The sequence below is a fragment of the Burkholderia sp. AU15512 genome, from assembly GCF_002223325.1.
Lineage (GTDB): Bacteria > Pseudomonadota > Gammaproteobacteria > Burkholderiales > Burkholderiaceae > Burkholderia.
This window is the reverse complement of the sequence record NZ_NKEX01000006.1, coordinates 717,606-736,113: the sequence shown is the minus strand read 5'-3', so window position 1 is coordinate 736,113 and position 18,508 is coordinate 717,606. Positions and strand designations below refer to the sequence as shown.

The 18,508-nt window shown below is 67.5% G+C and carries 17 protein-coding genes; 2 read left to right on the top strand and 15 right to left on the bottom strand.

Annotation, left to right across the window (positions count from 1 at the left end):
• The first annotated feature begins 7 nt into the window (after positions 1 to 7).
• The gene (locus CFB43_RS22695; RefSeq protein ID WP_089496649.1) at positions 8 to 481 is read left to right on the top strand and encodes a nuclear transport factor 2 family protein; all 474 of its coding nucleotides are present in this window, start codon (positions 8 to 10) and stop codon (positions 479 to 481) included.
• A gap of 9 nt (positions 482 to 490) precedes the next feature.
• Here the strand turns inward: CFB43_RS22695 and CFB43_RS22690 are convergent, their stop codons facing one another.
• Positions 491 to 1,222, bottom strand: coding sequence for a BPL-N domain-containing protein (locus CFB43_RS22690; RefSeq protein ID WP_256990112.1), 732 nt, complete (start codon positions 1,220 to 1,222; stop codon positions 491 to 493).
• A gap of 623 nt (positions 1,223 to 1,845) precedes the next feature.
• Here CFB43_RS22690 and acnB point away from each other — a divergent pair.
• Complete coding sequence (gene acnB, locus CFB43_RS22685) at positions 1,846 to 4,431, top strand: bifunctional aconitate hydratase 2/2-methylisocitrate dehydratase (RefSeq protein ID WP_089427183.1); 2,586 nt, start codon at positions 1,846 to 1,848, stop codon at positions 4,429 to 4,431.
• A gap of 168 nt (positions 4,432 to 4,599) precedes the next feature.
• On the opposite strand, the gene CFB43_RS22680 is transcribed toward acnB, so the two are convergent.
• From CFB43_RS22680 to CFB43_RS22615, 14 genes are all read right to left on the bottom strand, one after another.
• Positions 4,600 to 5,013: a PPC domain-containing DNA-binding protein gene (locus CFB43_RS22680; RefSeq protein ID WP_089496647.1), complete on the bottom strand. Its 414-nt coding sequence runs from the start codon at positions 5,011 to 5,013 to the stop codon at positions 4,600 to 4,602.
• Positions 5,014 to 5,079: 66 nt separating this feature from the next.
• Positions 5,080 to 5,631 (bottom strand): GNAT family N-acetyltransferase, encoded by a 552-nt coding sequence (locus CFB43_RS22675; protein WP_089496646.1) that lies wholly within the window; start codon positions 5,629 to 5,631, stop codon positions 5,080 to 5,082.
• A gap of 171 nt (positions 5,632 to 5,802) precedes the next feature.
• Positions 5,803 to 7,203 carry an MFS transporter gene (locus CFB43_RS22670; RefSeq protein WP_089475139.1) on the bottom strand — a complete coding sequence of 467 codons (1,401 nt, stop codon included), beginning with the start codon at positions 7,201 to 7,203 and terminating at the stop codon, positions 5,803 to 5,805.
• 30 nt (positions 7,204 to 7,233) lie between these two features.
• The gene (locus tag CFB43_RS22665; protein WP_089496645.1) at positions 7,234 to 8,478 is read right to left on the bottom strand and encodes an NAD(P)/FAD-dependent oxidoreductase; all 1,245 of its coding nucleotides are present in this window, start codon (positions 8,476 to 8,478) and stop codon (positions 7,234 to 7,236) included.
• Entirely contained in the window at positions 8,475 to 9,437 is a 963-nt protein-coding gene (locus tag CFB43_RS22660) for a VOC family protein (protein WP_089496644.1), read from the bottom strand. The genes CFB43_RS22665 and CFB43_RS22660 overlap by 4 nt, the downstream gene beginning before the upstream one ends.
• A gap of 18 nt (positions 9,438 to 9,455) precedes the next feature.
• On the bottom strand, positions 9,456 to 10,946 hold the full coding sequence (locus tag CFB43_RS22655; RefSeq protein ID WP_089427177.1) for an aldehyde dehydrogenase: 1,491 nt from the start codon (positions 10,944 to 10,946) through the stop codon (positions 9,456 to 9,458).
• Positions 10,947 to 11,018: 72 nt separating this feature from the next.
• Positions 11,019 to 11,846 carry an aspartate dehydrogenase gene (locus tag CFB43_RS22650; protein ID WP_089496643.1) on the bottom strand — a complete coding sequence of 276 codons (828 nt, stop codon included), beginning with the start codon at positions 11,844 to 11,846 and terminating at the stop codon, positions 11,019 to 11,021.
• Positions 11,839 to 13,506 (bottom strand): thiamine pyrophosphate-binding protein, encoded by a 1,668-nt coding sequence (locus tag CFB43_RS22645; protein WP_089496642.1) that lies wholly within the window; start codon positions 13,504 to 13,506, stop codon positions 11,839 to 11,841. Before CFB43_RS22645 ends, CFB43_RS22650 begins: the two co-directional genes overlap by 8 nt.
• A complete protein-coding gene (locus CFB43_RS22640; protein WP_089496641.1) occupies positions 13,499 to 14,296 on the bottom strand; it encodes an SDR family oxidoreductase in 798 nt (265 codons plus the stop codon). The genes CFB43_RS22645 and CFB43_RS22640 overlap by 8 nt, the downstream gene beginning before the upstream one ends.
• Entirely contained in the window at positions 14,293 to 15,150 is an 858-nt protein-coding gene (locus CFB43_RS22635; protein ID WP_089496640.1) for an IclR family transcriptional regulator, read from the bottom strand. Before CFB43_RS22635 ends, CFB43_RS22640 begins: the two co-directional genes overlap by 4 nt.
• Entirely contained in the window at positions 15,147 to 16,043 is an 897-nt protein-coding gene (locus CFB43_RS22630) for an alpha/beta fold hydrolase (RefSeq protein WP_089496639.1), read from the bottom strand. The genes CFB43_RS22635 and CFB43_RS22630 overlap by 4 nt, the downstream gene beginning before the upstream one ends.
• 18 nt (positions 16,044 to 16,061) lie before the next feature.
• Entirely contained in the window at positions 16,062 to 16,589 is a 528-nt protein-coding gene (locus CFB43_RS22625; RefSeq protein ID WP_039344094.1) for a cupin domain-containing protein, read from the bottom strand.
• Between the two features lie 37 nt (positions 16,590 to 16,626).
• The gene (locus CFB43_RS22620) at positions 16,627 to 17,397 is read right to left on the bottom strand and encodes an SDR family oxidoreductase (protein WP_089496638.1); all 771 of its coding nucleotides are present in this window, start codon (positions 17,395 to 17,397) and stop codon (positions 16,627 to 16,629) included.
• Complete coding sequence (locus CFB43_RS22615) at positions 17,390 to 18,466, bottom strand: aromatic ring-hydroxylating dioxygenase subunit alpha (protein WP_089496637.1); 1,077 nt, start codon at positions 18,464 to 18,466, stop codon at positions 17,390 to 17,392. The genes CFB43_RS22620 and CFB43_RS22615 overlap by 8 nt, the downstream gene beginning before the upstream one ends.
• Positions 18,467 to 18,508 lie beyond the last annotated feature (42 nt).

Below are 18,508 nucleotides of genomic sequence, written 5' to 3'. Positions count from 1 at the left end.
CCCACAGATGAGCCACCCGCACACCGAATTGATCCAGCGCTTCTACACGGCGTTCCAGCAGCGCGACATCGACGGGATGCTCGCCTGCTATGCCGATGACGTCGTGTTCAGCGATCCCGCATTCGGCGAGTTGCGCGGCGACCTCGCACGCGACATGTGGCGCATGCTGGTGGCGCGTGCACAGGATTTTTCATTGACGTTCGGCGAAGTCGCCGCGGATCAACACACCGGGCGCGCCGAATGGATCGCCCAGTACCGCTTCACCGCGACCGGCCGGATGGTGGTCAACCGGATCGACGCGCGGTTCCGGTTTCGCGACGGACGCATCGTCGAGCATCGCGACAGCTTCGACCTGTGGCGCTGGGCACGTCAGGCGCTCGGGCTGAAAGGCGCCCTGCTCGGCTGGACGCCTTTCGTGCAACGCGCGATCCGCGCGCAGGCGCGCAAGAACCTCGATGCTTATCGCGCCAAGCGGAAATAGCGCACACCGTCATGGCTTCATCGTCGCGTTGATCAGGTCGTCGGCCATGTCCGGCCGAACGCCGTCCGGATTCTTGAGACCGTTCTCGCGATACCAGCTTTCGTCGGCTTCGGGATGCGGGCCGACGAGCCCGACGCGCCCCTTGCCGTAGCGATAGGTCGCCGCCGCGATATCGCGGTTCGGATAGGTCGCCAGCACGACCGCGCCCCGGGCGGCCGGGAGCATCGCGCCGTCCTGGAAGTAGATCCAGCGCTTTCTCCCACGCCAGACCACCGGTGTCACGGTGTCCTCGATACCTTGAAGCTTCGAGCCCGGCCGGCCGACCTCGGAGTCCAACTCGCCGGCAACCAGCCCGAAACCCGGGTCGCCCGCCAGGTAGGCGCCCATGCAGATGCCCAGATAGCGGCCGCCGTTCGACACGTAATGCCGCACGGCGTTGATCGAACGCTTGCCGATGCTGGCCGCCGCGCCGGGGATGTCCTGTCCGCCGCCCGGCTGAACATAGAGCGCGGCGCCGGCCAGGACGGCGGGCGTGATCTTGAGTTTTTCCGCCGGCCCGACGTAGATCACCCTGAACCTGTGGCTGGATTCACGCAGGCGCTGCGCGATCGTCTCGGGGCAGCCATCGCATGCGGCCGGGCCGCGATAGACCAGTGCGACGGGACGGCTGGCGGAGTCGCGCGCTTCACCATCGGCCACGGCCGCGTGAGCGACCGACGACGCAATGAGCGACACCACCACGAAAATCGATTCTCTGGATCGCATGTACTTGATCGACGGGCTTTGAGGGCTCGCGGCCGTTCAGGACGGTGCAACCGGCACGTGCCGATGTGGGCCCCATCTTTTGAAACCTGCTTGAAAGCCGCGTGAAATAGAGCGTAGGCGCGCGAAAGCGGCCCGTGTGTAACGTTTCTTGCTTGCTTGTGCAGATATCTGTGCCGCCGGTAGCCGGTAGCCGGACTCCCGACGCGTCGTTACCGGTGGCGCCCCTCCCCGGCCGTGGCCTCGAACGGTTCGTGTCGGTTCGCATGACGTCAGCCAAAACCGACAACGGAGGCACCCGACGCAAACGAACGCGCCCGGATCGCAGTCAGGCACCCCGCAGCGCCTCCCCTCCACTGTCGGGACCACCCAAAACACCCTGCCGGCATCCGCACCCGGGTGAACCTCCAAAACACACCCCGACCCACCGACGCCCCCGTGCCACCGGGCTTCCCGTGCCCGGTCATCAACTCTTATATAAGACATAAGACATTTGACGTTAAAGAGCATTGAGATTAGAATCCCGCTCAAAGCAGTGTCTGGAACAGCCCCGGAGTGCCGGCAAGGCCTTCCCCTCAAACGCAATATCAGCAGGTCTCCCCATGCTTGAAAACTTTCGTGCTCACGTGGCCGCCCGCGCCGCGCTCGGTATTCCTCCCCTGCCGCTGACGGCTCAGCAGACCGCCGAACTGGTGGAACTGCTGACGAACCCGCCCGCCGGCGAAGAGCAGACGCTGCTCGACCTGATCACCCATCGCGTGCCTGCCGGCGTCGACGAAGCCGCCCGCGTGAAGGCCGGCTTCCTGGCCGCCGTGGCCAAGGGCGAGACCGCCTGCCCGCTGATCTCGCGCGAACGCGCGACCGAACTGCTCGGCACGATGCTGGGCGGCTACAACATCCAGCCGCTGATCGAGCTGCTGTCCGATGAAGCCGTCGCCGCCGTGGCCGCTGATGCACTGAAGAAAACCCTGCTGATGTTCGACCAGTTCCATGACGTCAAGGAACTCGCCGACAAGGGCAACGCGCACGCGAAGGCCGTGCTGCAGAGCTGGGCCGACGCCGAATGGTTCACGAGCCGTCCGGAAGTGCCGCAAAGCCTGACCATCACCGTGTTCAAGGTGACGGGCGAAACCAACACCGACGATCTGTCGCCGGCCCCGGACGCCACCACCCGCCCGGACATCCCGATGCACGCACTGGCGATGCTGAAGAACGCACGCCCGGGCATCACGCCGGAAGAAGACGGCAAGCGCGGCCCGGTCAAGTTCATCGAATCGCTGAAGGAAAAGGGTCACCTGGTCGCCTACGTGGGCGACGTGGTCGGCACCGGCTCCTCGCGCAAGTCGGCCACCAACTCGGTGCTGTGGTTCACCGGCGAAGACATCCCGTTCGTCCCGAACAAGCGCTTCGGCGGCGTGTGCCTCGGCGGCAAGATCGCCCCGATCTTCTACAACACGATGGAAGACGCCGGCGCGCTGCCGATCGAGCTTGACGTGTCGCAGATGGAAATGGGCGACGTGGTCGAACTGCGCCCGTACGAAGGCAAGGCGCTGAAGGACGGCAAGGTCATCGCCGAATTCCAGGTCAAGTCCGACGTGCTGTTCGACGAAGTGCGCGCCGGCGGCCGCATTCCGCTGATCATCGGCCGCGGCCTGACCGCGAAGGCACGTGAAGCGCTCGGCCTCGCGCCGTCGACGCTGTTCCGCCTGCCGCACCAGCCGGCCGACAGCGGCAAGGGCTTCTCGCTCGCGCAGAAGATGGTCGGCCGCGCGTGCGGTTTGCCGGAAGGCCAGGGCGTGCGCCCGGGCACGTACTGCGAACCGAAGATGACCTCGGTCGGCTCGCAGGACACCACGGGCCCGATGACCCGCGACGAACTGAAGGATCTCGCATGCCTCGGCTTCTCGGCCGACCTCGTGATGCAATCGTTCTGCCACACCGCCGCTTATCCGAAGCCGGTCGACGTGAAGACGCACCAGACGCTGCCGAACTTCATCAGCACGCGCGGCGGTATCGCGCTGCGCCCGGGCGACGGCGTGATCCACTCGTGGCTGAACCGCATGCTGCTGCCCGACACCGTCGGCACCGGCGGCGATTCGCACACGCGCTTCCCGATCGGCATCAGCTTCCCGGCAGGTTCGGGCCTGGTCGCGTTCGCGGCCGCCACCGGCACGATGCCGCTGGACATGCCGGAATCGGTGCTGGTCCGCTTCAAGGGCAAGATGCAGCCGGGCGTCACGCTGCGTGACCTCGTCAACGCGATTCCGCTGTACGCGATCAAGCAAGGCATGCTGACGGTCGCCAAGCAAGGCAAGAAGAACATCTTCTCGGGCCGCATCCTCGAAATCGAAGGCCTGCCCGACCTGAAGGTCGAGCAAGCGTTCGAGCTGTCGGATGCGTCGGCCGAGCGTTCGGCTGCCGGGTGCTCGGTGCACCTGAACAAGGAACCGATCATCGAGTACCTGAACAGCAACATCACGCTGCTGAAGTGGATGATCGCGCAGGGCTACCAGGATCCGCGCAGCCTGCAGCGCCGTATCCAGGCGATGGAGCAGTGGCTGGCCGACCCGCAACTGCTGTCGCCGGACGCCGACGCCGAGTACGCGGCCGTCATCGAGATCGACCTCGCCGACATCCACGAGCCGATCGTCGCATGCCCGAACGACCCGGACGACGTGAAGACGCTGTCGGACGTCGCAGGTGCGAAGATCGACGAAGTGTTCATCGGCTCGTGCATGACCAACATCGGTCACTTCCGTGCCGCGTCGAAGCTGCTCGAAGGCAAGCGCGACATCCCGGTCAAGCTGTGGGTCGCGCCGCCGACCAAAATGGACCAGAAGCAGCTGACCGAAGAAGGCCACTACGGCGTGTTCGGCACGGCCGGCGCGCGTACCGAAATGCCGGGCTGCTCGCTGTGCATGGGTAACCAGGCTCAGGTGCGCGAAGGCGCGACGGTCATGTCGACGTCGACCCGCAACTTCCCGAACCGTCTCGGCAAGAACACGAACGTGTATCTCGGCTCGGCGGAACTGGCGGCGATCTGCTCGCGTCTGGGCAAGATCCCGACCAAGGAAGAGTACATGGCCGACATGGGCGTACTCAACGCGAACGGCGACCAGATCTACAAGTACATGAACTTCGACCAGATCGAAGACTTCAAGGAAGTAGCCGACACCGTGCAGATGTAAGCACGCGGAGCGCGCTGCGGCGGGTGGTTGACGGCGCAGCGCGCTACGTAATGGCGTCGCAGGCTGAATGCCGGCGGCGCCATTTTTTTATGCGGTTTCGAAACAAGCCTCTCCGGAGATAGCGGGAAAGCCGCGATGACCGGCGTTTCTACCGCTGCGACGCGACGCTCACGCGCCCTCGCCGCCCGGCTCGCGGCGGATCACCAGTTCGTTGAAGCCGGTGTGCGGGTCGGGTTCGCGCGCGAAGCGATGCGCGGGCAACACGGCCAGCAGAATCTCGGCGGTCGTGCGCACCACGCAGCCGCTCGCGACATGGCCGCCCGTCACGCGGCCGGCCGCATCCGAGATCGACATATGCAGATGCGCGCCGTCCGGCGACACCGAGCCGGCCAGCGTCAGGATTTCGAGGTCACCGCGCAACTCGGTCGGCACGTCGGCCCCGGCAAAGCGCAGCTGCGCGACGCTCAGGCTGCCGATGCCCTGGATCACGAAGGCCGCGTGCGATGCGTGGCCGCGCAACGCTTGCTCGATCGCGCCGCGCAAATCGTCGCCGGGGGAAAGACGCAGAGGATGAGCTTGCATGGTCGAGCACCTGCCGATGGTGGATGGTGTCGGCCAAGGGTACGTTCGCGCCGTGAATCCGGCAAGTCACCCGCGCCGATCACCCGCCAGCAACCCATACAGCGCGCTGTCCGACACTTCGTCACCGACGATCCAGCGTTCGCGCAGCAGCCCTTCCCGCACGAAGCCCAGCCGTTCGAGCAGCCCCGCGGACGCGGCGTTGCGCGGATCGATATCGGCTTCGAGCCGGTTCAGCCGCAGCGTGCCGAACGCATGATCGATCATGGCCGATGCCGCCTCGCGCATGTAACCGCCGCGCCAGTACTTGCGCCGCAGGCTGAAGCCGATCTCGGCGCGCCGGCATGGCTCGTTCGCATGAAACAGCACGCATTCGCCGAGCGCTTCGCCGGTTTCCCGCAGTTCGAGCACGCAGGTCAGGCTCTCCCCGCTCGCGGACGTCTGCACGTTGCGCGCGACGCGTTCGATCGCCTGTTCGATGTGCGTCATCGGCGAGAACGAGAAATAGCGCATCGCTTCGGCATCCGACCAGATCTCGAAGAAGGTGGGCGCATCGGCTTTGCGTAGCGGTCGCAGGACGAGGCGGGAGGTGTCCAGCGTGACGGGTTCGAACAGAGGCATGGCGACAATCGTTCTGAAAACGAGATCGTGAATTAGAACATGCAAGCCGCAAGTCGGCCATCTCACGCGTTCGCGCGCCCCGCCGCACAGCAGCAACCCCGATCGCCGCCCAACAAAAAGGCCCGGGCGTCGCCCGGGCCTCGTCACTGCAGCCGTTGCCACCGGCCGCGCTTACGCTTCAAGCGCTTCGAGCACCTTGCCCTTCGTCTCGATCCCGACGAAGTGCACGGTCACCGCCGCGATCAGCGGCACGATGCCGATCAGGTAGAACGCCGGCGCGAGGTTGCCGCCGATGATCGCGTGCGGCACCACCATCGGCGCGACGAACGATGCGATCTTCAGCCATGCGCTGCCGAGCCCGCAGCCCGACGCGCGGATGCTCGTCGGATACTGCTCCGGCGTATAGACGTACGCGGTAATGAACCCCGACGCCATCAACCCGAGCGACAGCGAGCAGAAGATCGACACGACATACACCGACGACGCGTGATAGAAACCCGCGAACGCCAGCGACAGCGCGCACAGCACGAACGACCACACGATCACCGGCTTGCGGCCGAGCTTGTCGACGAGCAGCGCCGACGCCAGCGACCCGAGCACGCCCATCACCGAGCCGATCACCGCGAGGTTCAGCGCGAGCTGCAACGGCGCGTGATAGAAGTTCTTGTAGATCGTCGGCAGCCACGTCGACAGCCCGTACTGGATGAACCCGCAGGTCGCCCACAACGTCGCCACCGCGAGCGTGCGCTTGCGATACGCGGCGCTGAACAGGTCGCTCATCTTGCGCTTCGGATGCTGGCGCACCATCTCGTCGAACGCCGCTGCCTGCGTGACCGGCGGCAGCTCGCCGCGCACCGACGCTTCGAACACGCCGACCGCCCGCCCGGCTTCCGGAAGCCGCCCACGCGATGCGAGCCAGCGCGGCGATTCCGGTACGAGACGCGTGAGCACCAACGACAGGATCAGCGGCAGCCCGCCGACGAAGTACATGATTTCCCAGCCGAAGCGCGGCACGAGCCACGCACCGAGCGCCATCGACACGAGCAGGCCGATCGGGAACACGATCTCGTACAGCAGCACGAAGCGGCCGCGGCCATGGGCGCGCGTGATCTCGTTGATGTACGTCGCCGCAACCGGCAACTCGCCGCCGAGACCCAGGCCCTGCAAAATCCGCAGCAGCACGAAGATCTCGAAGGTCGGCGCGAAACCGCACGCGATGCTCGTGATGCCGATCACGGCCGAGCTCCACGCGATCGCCTTCACGCGGCCGTGCTTCTCCGCCAGCGCGGGAAACAGGAAGGCGCCGATCAGCTGGCCGATCGCGCCGGACGCGATCAGCATGCCGATCTGCGTCGGCGACAGCCCCCATTTGTGAATCAGCAGCGGCAGCGTCGCCGCGATCGTGATCACGTCGAAGCCGTCGAAGAACGTCGCGGTGCCGATCAGCACGCGCGCGCGGATCTGCATCGCGTTGGCGGGAAGCCGCTCGAGCCGCGCGATGATCGCGCCGGGCGTGGAGGCGGCAGCTTCCATCGTGGCGCGACCGGCCACGACGTTGTCGAAAGTGCTCATGCGGGGAGTCTCCTGTGTCTCGTCGCCCGGTCAGGCCAGTGTCCTGCTCGTGTCTGCCAGCGCTTCCGTATCCACTGCCCGGCCCTGGTTCATCCACTTGCGCGCGAGCTTCAGCTCACGTGCGTTGTTGACGGCGATGACACCTCTCACATGTCCTTCGCCTACGAAAAACAGCGTCGCGCGTCGCGCGGCAAGCTCGCCGCGCACGACGAGCTGCGCATCGGCCGGCAGATCACCGAGGATCTGCAGGTTCACGTCGTACTGATCGGACCAGAACCACGGAATCTCCGCGTACGGGGCGCGCACGCCGAGCACGGCCTTCGCCGCCGCGATCGCCTGGTTCTGCGCGTTGGCCCACGACTCGAGCCGCACGCGCCGCTTCAGCCAGCCGTTGTGATGGTTCGCGACGTCGCCGCACGCGAAGATCGCCGGGTCGCTGGTCGCGCCGAATTCGTCGACGACGATGCCGTCGTCGAGCGCCAGCCCCGCGTCGCTCGCGAGCGACGCGTTCAGCGCGAGGCCGATGCCGGCCACCGCGAAATCGGCGTCGATCGTCGTGCCGTCGGCGAGCGTTGCACGCACCTTCGACGCGTCGTCCGGCTGTGCGTCGAGCGACGCGAGCGCCGCGCCCAGGCGGACGTCGACACCGTTCGCGCGATGCAGGTCGAGCAGGAAATCCGACACGATCTGCGGCACCGAGCGGCCGCACAGCCGCGGCGCGCCTTCGACGACCACGGTTTCGACGCCGAGCTTGCGCGCGGTCGCCGCGACTTCGAGGCCGATCCAGCCGCCGCCGATCACGAGCACGCGCCGGCTCGCACGCAGCTTCTCGCCGAGCGCGGCCGCTTCGTCGAGCGTACGCAGGTAATGCAGGTTCGGGGTCCTCACGAGTGCGTCCGGCAAGCGGCGCGACGTGCCGCCGGTCGCGATCACGAGGCGGTCGTACTCGATCTCGCGGCCGCTTTCGGTTGTCACGACGCGGCGTGCGCGGTCGATCGACGCGGCGCGCTCCGGCTGCCATGCTTCCACGTTCAGCGCGTCGAATTCGTCCGGACGCACGACGCGCACGGTTTCGATGTCGGCGTCGCCGGCCAGCACGGCCTTCGACAGCGGCGGACGCTCGTACGGCAGATGCGGTTCCTCCGCGATCATCACGAGGCGGCCCGCAAAGCCTTCCGCTCGCAGCGTCTTCAGCACCCAGCCGGCGGCCTGGCCACCGCCGATCACGACGACCGTGCCGGGCGCGGCATGCTCCGGTGTGTTCTCTTCGCTCACGATTTGCGCTCCGTCATGAACTTGCCTTCCGGCGCCTTCGCGTTCTTCTGCCGGCGCGTGTTGCCGTCGAGGCCGCCATCGATCGCCCATTCGGCGAACACGGTCGGGCCCGGTTCGAACTCGCGCGGCTGCCACTCGGGCGTCAGCACGTCTTCATCCGCGTAGTACTCGATCAGCGCGCCGGCCGGGTTCTGGAAGTACCAGAAGTACGCGGACGACACCGGGTGGCGGCCCGGGCCGAGTTGCGTTTCCCAGCCGCAGCGGTCGATGTGCATGCCGCCGCCGAACACCTCGTGGATATCACGCACGGTGAATGCGACGTGGTTCAGGCCACGTTTGCCGTTCGGCAGCGCGAGCAGGAACAGGTCGTGATGGCCGCCGTGCGGCGCGCAGCGCATGAACGCGCCGCGGCCCGGGTAACGGTCGGACGTCTCGAAGCCCAGCAGCTCGTGATAGAACTTTTCCTGCGCGTCGAGGCAGTTCGTGAAGAACACCACGTGCCCGACCTCGACCGGCTCCGCGCGCGCATAGATCGGGCTCGGCTGGTCGACGCGCAGCGTCTGGCCCCACACGTTCGACGGCGAGCCCGTGATGTCGAGTGCGCGCTTGCGCGTGACTTCGATGCGGATCGCCATCCCGTTCGGGTCGATGCAGCCGACCGCATCGTCCTGCGCGTAATAACCAGGCTGGCCGGCGAGCTTCGTGCGCAGCGCGTCGAGTTCCTGCCGCGTCGCGACGCCCCACGTGACTTCCCGCAGCGTCGGCCCCGCCTCGAACGCAGGCGGCAGCGACGGATCGTCAGCCTTGACGGCCAGCACGGTGCAGCCGTTCAGCGTCTCGAAGCGTGCGCGCGTGTCGTCGTGCGAGACTTCCTTCATCCCCCAGTCGGCGAAAAAGCGCCGGCAGGTCGCGAGGTCGTCGACGCCGTACGTGATCTGCTCGATTCCCAAAATGCTCATTGCGTCATTCCCCTTCGCTCAGTTCGCCCACGGCAGCGGCGCGTCGTTCAAGCCCCAGTAGAGGCTCTTCTGCTGCATGTACTCGCGGATGCCGAGACGCCCCTTCTCGCGCCCCATCCCGCTCTCCTTCCAGCCCGAGAACGGCGTGGAGATCGAAAACAACTTGTACGTGTTGATCCAGACGGTGCCCGTCTCCAGCGCGCGTGCGATGCGCCACGCACGCTTGTAGTCGCGCGTCCAGATGCCGGCCGCCAGGCCGAACACGCTGTCGTTCGCCTGCGCGATCAGCGACGCTTCGTCGTCGAACGGCATCGCGACGAGCACCGGGCCGAAGATTTCTTCCTGGCAGATGCGCGCGCTGTTCGGCAGCCCTTCGAGAATCGTCGGCTGATAGAAGAAGCCGTCCTCGCGCCCATCGCCCGCAGGCCGCTCGCCGCCGCACAGCAGGCGACCGCCTTCCTCGAGGCCGAGCGCCACGTAGCGCTCCACCGATTCGCGATGCTTCGCGGTGATCAGCGGCCCCATCTGCGTGTCGGGGCGCGTCGGATCGCCCACGCGCAGCTTGCGTGCGCCCGCGACCAGGCGCTTCATGAATTCGTCGTACACCGAACGTTGCACGAACAGCCGCGAGCCCGCGATGCACGCCTCGCCCGACGAGCTGAAGATGCCGTACAGCACGCCGTTGACCGCGTGGTCGAGATCGGCGTCGTCGCAGACGATGGTCGGCGACTTGCCGCCGAGTTCGAGCGACACGGGCATCAGCTTCTCGGCCGCGATGCGCGCGATGCCGCGGCCCACTTCGGTGCCGCCGGTGAACGACACCTTCTTCACCAGCGGATGACGCACGAGCACGTCGCCGATCACCGAACCCTTGCCCGGCAGCACGCTCAGCACACCCTTCGGCACGCCCGCTTCCTCGCAGATGCGCGCCAGCGCCAGCGACACGAGCGGCGTGACTTCCGCCGGCTTCAGCACCACCGCGTTGCCGCCCGCCAGCGCCGGCGCGAGCTTCTGCGCATCGGACGCGATCGGCGAATTCCACGGCGTGATCGCCGCGATCACGCCGATCGGTTCGTACACGCTCATCGTCAGGTAGTCGCCGCGCGACGGCGTCAGCTCCTCGTCGAGCGTTTCGAGGCACGCCGCGAAATAGCGGAACGTGTTCGCGGCGCTCGCCACCAGCACGCGCGTCTCGCCGATCGGCTTGCCGTTGTCGCGGCGCTGCAGGTTCGCGAGCGCCTCGTGGCGCTGCATGATCAGATCGGCGATGCGGTACAGCACCTGCGCGCGCTGGTGCGGCTTCAGCCCGGCCCAGTCGGCGCGGCGCCATGCGGCGTCCGCCGCCACGACGGCTTCGGCCGCGTCGTCCGCATTCGCGGTCGACACTTCCATGTTCAGCGACTGGTCGGCCGGATAGATGCTCGCGTAAGGCGCGCCACGGCCGCGCCGCCATTCGCCGCCGATCAGGATGTTGCCGTCGGGTACGAGGCTCGTATCGAAAGGAGTCATGTCACAAGTCCCACAAATCTGTCTCTGCACGCCCGCCCTCGCCGTGGCGCGGGCAGGCATTCAATGGCCCGGTCAGATCACGCAGCGGGCCGCGCGGTTGCGCAGCGCGCGGATCGCGCTGTACGCCGTCAGCGCGGACGTCTTCGGGTTGTCGGGCAGCGGTTTGCCACTCATTTCCAGCGACATCTCGCCGAATGCGCCGCGCGCGGTGATGCGGTGCACGTTGCGCTCGACCGCCGGATCGGCGATCAGGCGCACGTGCGTCGCGTCGAGGCCGAGGCCCGCGAGCGCGACGGTGGCCGCGACGTTCGCGTTCTTCGGATACAGGCGCGCGGCATCGCGCGCGCTGCCTTCGAAGATCACCTTTTCCGCGGTCATCGCGCGCAGGTCGCACAGCGCCTCGGCGGGCGTGCCGAGCCAGCCGAGCGGCGGCTTGCGGCCCACGTACAGCACTTCGTCGAGGCCGCCCTGCTTCGCGGACGCCAGCGCGTCGATCCCGCCGATCGCGCCTGACAGCAGCGTGACCGTCGCGTCGCCCTCGTCGGCCGCCTGTGCGAGCACGTCGAGCAGCGCGAGATCGGACAGCGCGCCGATCGACGCGACCGCGCAATCGGTGCCGGCCTTCAGCAACGGCACGACGTGATCGACGAGCGCGCTGTGGCCCGCGCATTCGAGCGCGAACTCGGGGCGGCGGGCCAGTGCGTCGACCGACGACACGACCTCCACCGCGCCGCCCAGCACGCCCTGCACCGCCGCGCGCTGGTGTTCCGGCACGATCACGTGCGCGACACGCAGCGACGCATCGTGCTCGACCGCGTGGTACACGGCCGCGCCGATCGCACCGAAGCCGATCATCGCGACGTCGACGGGGGCGTGAGCCCGCTTTTGCCCGTTAAGCATATTGGCGCTCCGACGGCTCTTCCTTCTTGACCGGCGGGCCTGCGAAGTTCGACGCGAACGCGCCGACCGACAGCATGTCGACCTCGACCATCACGGGGCCTGCCTTCGCCATTCCTTCGCGCACGATCGCTTCCGCGTCGTCGAGCGACGTGATCCGGTAGTGCGTGAGGCCGAAGCTCGCGCAGAACTGCGCGAAATCGGGCTGGTGCAGCTGCACGAAGCAGCGGCGGCCACCGTAGTGCGCGTCCTGGATGTTGCGGATCACGCCGTAGCACTGGTCGTTCATCAGCACGATCATCACGTTCGCGTTTTCCTGCACGGCCGTGACGAGCTCGCCGACGTTGACCATCAGGCCGCCATCGCCGACGAGGCAGACCGTCTTCGCCGCCGCATCCGCCAGCGCCGCGCCGATGCCCATCTGGATGCCCTGGCCGATGCCGCCGCCGAGCGCATGCACGCCCGAGCGCGGCTCGAAGATCTTCAGCAGGCGGTTGCCCCACGTGCTGTTCGAGATCGTCACGTCGCGCACCCAGTTGTAGTCGCGGCCGACCGCGCCCTGCAGCGTGTCGACGAGCTGCTTGTACGGCCCGAGGCCCTTCGACACGTCGGCCACCGCCTGCTCGCGGGCGGCCGCGAGATCGGCCGCGAACTGTGGATCGACCGCCAGACGGCCTTCGAGCTGGTCGGCCAGCTCGGCCAGCACGCGCTTCGAATCGCCGTGCACGAACAACTCGTTGCGATAGCCGCGGTTGTCGGCGAGCGCGTCGGCGTCGACACGGAACAGCGGCTGCGGCAGCGCGAGCTTGTACTTCAGCGTCTCGTTGCCGCGCAGGCGCGAGCCGACGACGACGAGCGCATCGCAGGTCTTGTAGAACGCTTCGACGGACGCGTGCACGTTGAACGCGCCGAGCGTCGCCGGGTGATCCTCGGGCAGCACGCCGCGGCCCTGCACGCTCGTCACGACGCCGAAGCCGAGCTTCACGAGGCGTTCGACTTCCTCGCGTGCATGGCGCGCGCCGCCGCCGAGCCACAGCAGCGGGCGGCGCTTGGCCGCGAGGGCATCGGCGAGCTTCGCGACGCGGGCGGTGTCGTGCTCGCGCACCGCGACGTGTGCCGGCGCGAGGTCTTCCGGCCATTCGATTTCAGCGGCCTGGATGTCGATCGGAATCTCGACCGACACGGGGCCCGTCGGCGCGGTCTGCGCGATACGCACGGCTTCGCGGATCGTCGGCAGCACGGTTTCGACGGTACGCACGCGGAATGCGGCTTTCGAGATCGAATGCAGCATCGACAGCTGGTCCGGCGCTTCATGGATGTACGCGAGATCCTGGTCGAGGTATGGCGTCTCGATCTGCCCCGTGACGTGCAGCAGCGCGGTGCCGGCCGTCAGCGCCTCGACCATCGCGCCGGCCGCGTTGCCCGCCGCCGTGCCCGTGCTCGTGAACGCGACGCCGAGGCCGCCCGACACGCGGGCCAGGCCGTCGGCCATGTTCAAGGCGCCGGCTTCGCCGCGTGCACCGACATACCGGATGTTGCCGCGCGAGTTGATCGCGTCGAGGATCGGCATGTTGTGGATCGAGATGACACCGAATGCGGTCTTCACGCCGCACTGCTCGAGAAAGGCGGCAATCAGCTCGCCAACCGTGGTTTTTTTAGACATGGCGTGCAAAGCCTCCAGAAACGTCGATATGGCTGCCCGTCGTGTAGGACGACAGATGCGTTGCGAGATAAAAGAGTGCCCAGGCGGCCTCGTCAGGCTTGCCGAAGCGGTTCAGCGGTATGTTCTTCGTGCGGGCGATCGCGCCCGTCCAGTCCTCCCAGCTCTCCCCGGACTGCGCCTGCGTTTCGTAACGGCGGCGCCACTGGCCCGACTCGACGATGCCGATCAGGATCGAGTTCACGCGGATGCGCTGCGGCGCGAGTTCGGTCGCGAGCGACTTCACGAGGCTCAGCACGCCCGCGCGCGCCGACGACGTCGCGACCATGTGCGGCTCCGGCTGCAGCGCGAGCAGCGAGTTCACGCAGGTGATCGTCGGCGCGTGCGCGTCGCGCAGCAGCGGCAGGAACGCGCGCGTCGGGCGGATGATGCTGAAATACTTCAGTTCGAGTTCTTCGCGCCATGCGTCGTCGGTCGTGTCGGCGAAGGTCGACACGCGGCCCTGGCCGGCGTTGTTGACCAGCATGTCGGCACGGCCGAAGCGCGCCGATACGGCTTGCGCAAAAGCAGCCACATCGGCTTCGTCGAGCACGTTGCAGCGCGCGGCGAGCAGTTGCGCGCCCGGATACTTTTCGATGAGCATCACTTCGGCGCGTGCGAGGCGCTCGCTGTCGCGGCCGCAAATCGCGACCGACGCGCCAGCCTGCAGGAACCGTTCGGCGGTCGCGAGGCCGATGCCGGACGAACCGCCCGTCACCACCGCCACCTGCCCGGTCAGATCGATCTGAATCATCGGAGTCCTAATGCCTTGAGAAACGTGTGCTCGTCGTCCGAGCGGTAATTGAGCCGCCGCGACAGTTCCGCCGCCGCGCGCTGCACCTTGTCGATCAGGCCGTCCGCGATCAGCGCCGCGTCGATTTCCGGCCTCGGCACCGTCACGGTGATGCACGCGACGATCTTCTGCGTCTCGTTGCGCACCGGCGCGGTGACCACCGAAATACCGCGCTCGAACGACGAATTGCTGACGCCGTAGCCGCGCAGCGCATCCTCGCGGATCACTTCGTACAGCGCGTCGACCGTTTCCGGCGTCGCGTTCGTCATCCGGTTCAACGCGCCTTCCGGGTACAGCGCATGCAGCTCCTTCAGCGACAGGTCGCCCATCAGCACGTGGCCGTGCGTCGTCGCATGCGCGGGCAAGCGCGTGCCGACGTTCACGCGGATCGAGCTGAACACCGGCGCCTGGCTCTGCGCCTTCGCGACGAACACCACGTCGCGGCCATCGCGGATCACGATGTGCGTCGTGAAGCCGGTCGCATCGCGCAGGCTTTCGATCACGGGCAGGCCGAGATCGGTCAGCTCCAGCGAGCTCAGGTATTCGAAGCCGAGCCGCAGCACGGCGATGCCGAGCTTGTAGTTGCGATCCTTGTCCGCACGCTCGAGGAAGCCGAGCGATTCGAGCGTCTGCAGCAGACGGAACACCGTCGTGCGCGGAATGCCGAGCCGTTTCGACAATTCGGGCGCGCCGAGCACGGGCTCGCGCGGCGAGAATTCGGCGAGAATCCGCAGCCCGCGTTCGAGGCCGGGGACCACGTAACTCGCTTCGGCCTTGCCGTTTTCGGTATCGGGTTGTTGCAGCGGTTCGTTCATGCCAGTCCCCGCTGTTGGTCGCACTGACGGCAGAACGTGTCGATCAGTGCGGAATAGACGGCCGGTGCTTCCACGTAGCCGGCATGGCCTGCTTGCGGAATCACCTGCAGCCCGACGTGCGCGGCCGCGGCGATCCGCTCGCATGCAGCGGGCGGCGTGATCGCGTCGTTCGCGCCCACCGCCACGGCCGTGCGGCCGCGAAAGCCGGCGAGATCGGTGGCGAGATCGGCGTTCGCAAGCAGATGCGTGGCCTGCGCGTAGCCGGCCGGCACGATGCGCGCCATGTTCCAGCGCACCCACGCACGCGCATCCTCGTTCGCGAAACCGGACAGCATGTTGCCGCTGCGCTGCTCGGCGAGCCCGGCCGGGCCGAGTTCGGCAAGCATCGCGAGCCGCGCGTCGCGGCGCGATTCGCGTGTTTCAGCCGGTGCGCTGCCGTAGCCGCCCGCGGGCGACACCAGCAGCAGGCCGGCGATCCGCGCGGGCATCACTCGGACGAGACCGCCCGCGATGATCGCGCCGAGCGAATGACCGACCAGCACGCAGCGTTCGATGCCGAGTGCCTCGAGCCACGCGTTCAGCGATGCCGCGTAATCGGCGGCGGTCGGCGACGCGCCGTGCACCGGCGTCGACACGCCGTAACCGGGCGCATCCCACGCGAGCACGCGCCGCGATGCGCCGAGCGTGTCGAGCTGGCGGACCCACGATGCGGCGCCCGAGCCGATGCCGTGCAGCAGCACGACGGGCAGCGCACGGGCTGCATGCTGCGCGCCGGCCTCGCGATAACCGATCGTGCCCGCCGCGCCGGCCACGCAACGCTGTTCGGGAAACTGCCCGAGCAGCGCGGCGAACGCCGCGGTGCGGTCGCGTTCACGTTTGTCGATGACACTCATTGCTTCACCTGCTCCGTCTCAGCGCTTGATCTTCGCGAGCGGCGAATCGGGCGGATAGGTCGGCGTGACCGGCTTCGGCGAACCGAGCATCACGCACATCAGCGCGTCTTCCTCGCCGATGTTGATTTCCGTGCGATACACGCCCGGCGGCACCGAGATCAGATCGCGCTCGCCGAGGATCGCTTCCCACGTCTCGCCGTCACGCTCGCAGATCACCTTCATCTTGCCGCGCAGCACGAAGAAGATTTCCTCGACGTCCATGTGGATGTGGCTCGGGCCGATGTTGCCGGCCGGGATGACCATCGTCGAGAACGTGAAGCCGCCGGCCGGCACCGTGTTGACGTCCTTCGCGACGCCCGTGCCGCCCGTGCCGACGTAGCGCATCTGCGCACGGCGGTACTTCGGGTCGTAGTCGGCCTGGAACTTCAGTGCGTCCCAGTCGTAGCGACGGGTTGCGTAGCGCGCCACGCGCCCTTCCATCCAGTCGTTGAAGCTTGCGCCTTCCGGCTGGTCCCACGACTTGCGTTCGAGATCGGCGTCCGCCATCGTCCTCTCCTTCATCAGAGTGAAAACTTCAATTCAATCAATTCATCACGAAGCCGCCGTTCACCGGCAGCAGTTGACCCGTCACGAAGCGCGCGCCGTCCGACAGCAGGAACAGCACGGGGCCCGTCACGTCGTCGGGCACCTGCGCACGCGTCAGCGCGCGGCCCTGCAGGTAGAACGCGTGGCGCTCGGCGGGCACGTAGGCGGTCGCCTCGACCTCGGTCAGCCCCGGCGCGATCGCATTGACCGTCACGCCGTGCGTGCCGAACTCGCGTGCCTGCGCATGGGTCATCGCGATCACCGCGCCCTTGCTCGCGACGTACGCGAGCAGCTTCGGCGCGCCCCACAGCGCGGTGTCCGACGCGAGGTTCACGATCGCGCCGCGGCCCGACTGCGCGAGATACGGCAGCGCCGCATTGCTGACGAGCCACACGCCGCGCACGTTCACGTTCATCACGGCGTCCCACGTCGACACGTCGAGCTCGGTCGACAGCTTGCCGCCCGAGTTCGTGATCGCCGCGTTGTTGATCAGCGCGTCGATGCCGCCGAGCGCCGCCGCGCCCTGCGCGACGAACGCGGTGACGCTCGCCGGATCGGCGAGATCGAGCGCGAAGCAATGCACGACATGGCCGGCTTCGGCGAGTTGCGCGGCCAGCGCGCGGCCTTCGTCGAGCAGCACGTCGCCGAACGCGACCTGCGCGCCCGCTTCGACGAGCGCCTTCACGAACGCCGCGCCGAGCCCGCGCGCGCCGCCCGTGACGAGCACGCGGCGCCCCGCGAGCGACACGACCGGAGCGCGCTCAGCCATTTGCCGGCTCCGAGGCGGCCTGCGCCTGCGCCGCGCGATGCGCGTCGAGCGCCGCAAGATGCTCCTGCGCACGCGTGCGCAGCATCCGGCGCACACGCGTCATGCCGACGTCGTGCTGGTACAGGTATTCGTGATCGCGCGCATTCGGCGCGAGGCTTTCGAGGACGTAGCGGTCCTGCTCGAGCACGTCCCAGTGCAGGCCCTCGAGGCGGTTGCGGTACATGAAGCGCCACACGTCGCGCTGCCAGCCGCTGACCTTGCGGGTGCGCCAGAAGTAGACCTGGCAGTTGTCGCCGTCGACCGGCGTCGCGAAGCCGATGATCCCGAAGTTGCCGCCCGGGCCGAATTTCTGCTTGTACGGGATCGCGAGGCGCATCCACAGGCAGCCCGTTTCACCGAGCTCGACCCAGTCGAAGTTCACGTCGCGCTGGCCGATCTTCTCGAACATCAGGCCCGTTTCCGTCTTGCGCACGCGCATCTCGGCCTGCTTGTCGCCTTCGGCCATCGAGTGCGAGGTGGCATGCAGGTACGCGCCGTGCATCGGGTCCATCACGTTGTCGATCGCGTACTGGTAATTGCACTTCCAGTTCGACACGCACAGGAAGTGGCCGTACGCGTCGTCGACCAGTTCCTCGGGCAGGTTCAGCGGCGCCGGCTCGCCGTGCGCTTCGTCACCGAACCACAGGAAGATCGCGCCTGCCTTCTCTTCGACCGGATACGACTTCACGCACTTCGTGCCTTCGAGCGGACAGTTCGATACGGCCGGCACGCGGTTGACCGTGCCGCCGCCGTCGACTTCGATGCCGTGATACCAGCAGGCGATGTTGCCGCCGAGGTTCCAGCCGAGCGACAGGCGCGCGCCGCGATGCGGGCAGCGATCCTCGAGCGCGTGGACCTTGCCGTCGTGATCGCGCCACAGCACGATCTGCTCGGACAGGCGCGTGAGGCCGACCGGTGCATTCGACACCTGCCAGCTCGGCGCGACGGGGTACCAGTAGTTCTTGATGCCGCGGTCGAGATAGGCACGGACCGGGTCGTGTTGTGCTGCGTGTTGTTCGGGGGACGTCATCAGTGTGCTCCGGATGCGGTTGTCGTCGGATCGGCAGTCGGC

Coding starts and splice junctions, on each gene's coding strand:
- CFB43_RS22650 (WP_089496643.1), bottom strand. CDS start 11,846: ATGCTTAACGGGCAAAAGCGGGCTCACGCCCCCGTCGACGTCGCGATG.
- CFB43_RS22675 (WP_089496646.1), bottom strand. CDS start 5,631: ATGCCTCTGTTCGAACCCGTCACGCTGGACACCTCCCGCCTCGTCCTG.
- CFB43_RS22640 (WP_089496641.1), bottom strand. CDS start 14,296: ATGATTCAGATCGATCTGACCGGGCAGGTGGCGGTGGTGACGGGCGGT.
- acnB (WP_089427183.1), top strand. CDS start 1,846: ATGCTTGAAAACTTTCGTGCTCACGTGGCCGCCCGCGCCGCGCTCGGT.
- CFB43_RS22660 (WP_089496644.1), bottom strand. CDS start 9,437: ATGAGCATTTTGGGAATCGAGCAGATCACGTACGGCGTCGACGACCTC.
- CFB43_RS22615 (WP_089496637.1), bottom strand. CDS start 18,466: ATGACGTCCCCCGAACAACACGCAGCACAACACGACCCGGTCCGTGCC.
- CFB43_RS22625 (WP_039344094.1), bottom strand. CDS start 16,589: ATGGCGGACGCCGATCTCGAACGCAAGTCGTGGGACCAGCCGGAAGGC.
- CFB43_RS22620 (WP_089496638.1), bottom strand. CDS start 17,397: ATGGCTGAGCGCGCTCCGGTCGTGTCGCTCGCGGGGCGCCGCGTGCTC.
- CFB43_RS22680 (WP_089496647.1), bottom strand. CDS start 5,013: ATGCAAGCTCATCCTCTGCGTCTTTCCCCCGGCGACGATTTGCGCGGC.
- CFB43_RS22695 (WP_089496649.1), top strand. CDS start 8: ATGAGCCACCCGCACACCGAATTGATCCAGCGCTTCTACACGGCGTTC.
- CFB43_RS22645 (WP_089496642.1), bottom strand. CDS start 13,506: ATGTCTAAAAAAACCACGGTTGGCGAGCTGATTGCCGCCTTTCTCGAG.
- CFB43_RS22630 (WP_089496639.1), bottom strand. CDS start 16,043: ATGAGTGTCATCGACAAACGTGAACGCGACCGCACCGCGGCGTTCGCC.
- CFB43_RS22635 (WP_089496640.1), bottom strand. CDS start 15,150: ATGAACGAACCGCTGCAACAACCCGATACCGAAAACGGCAAGGCCGAA.
- CFB43_RS22655 (WP_089427177.1), bottom strand. CDS start 10,946: ATGACTCCTTTCGATACGAGCCTCGTACCCGACGGCAACATCCTGATC.
- CFB43_RS22670 (WP_089475139.1), bottom strand. CDS start 7,203: ATGAGCACTTTCGACAACGTCGTGGCCGGTCGCGCCACGATGGAAGCT.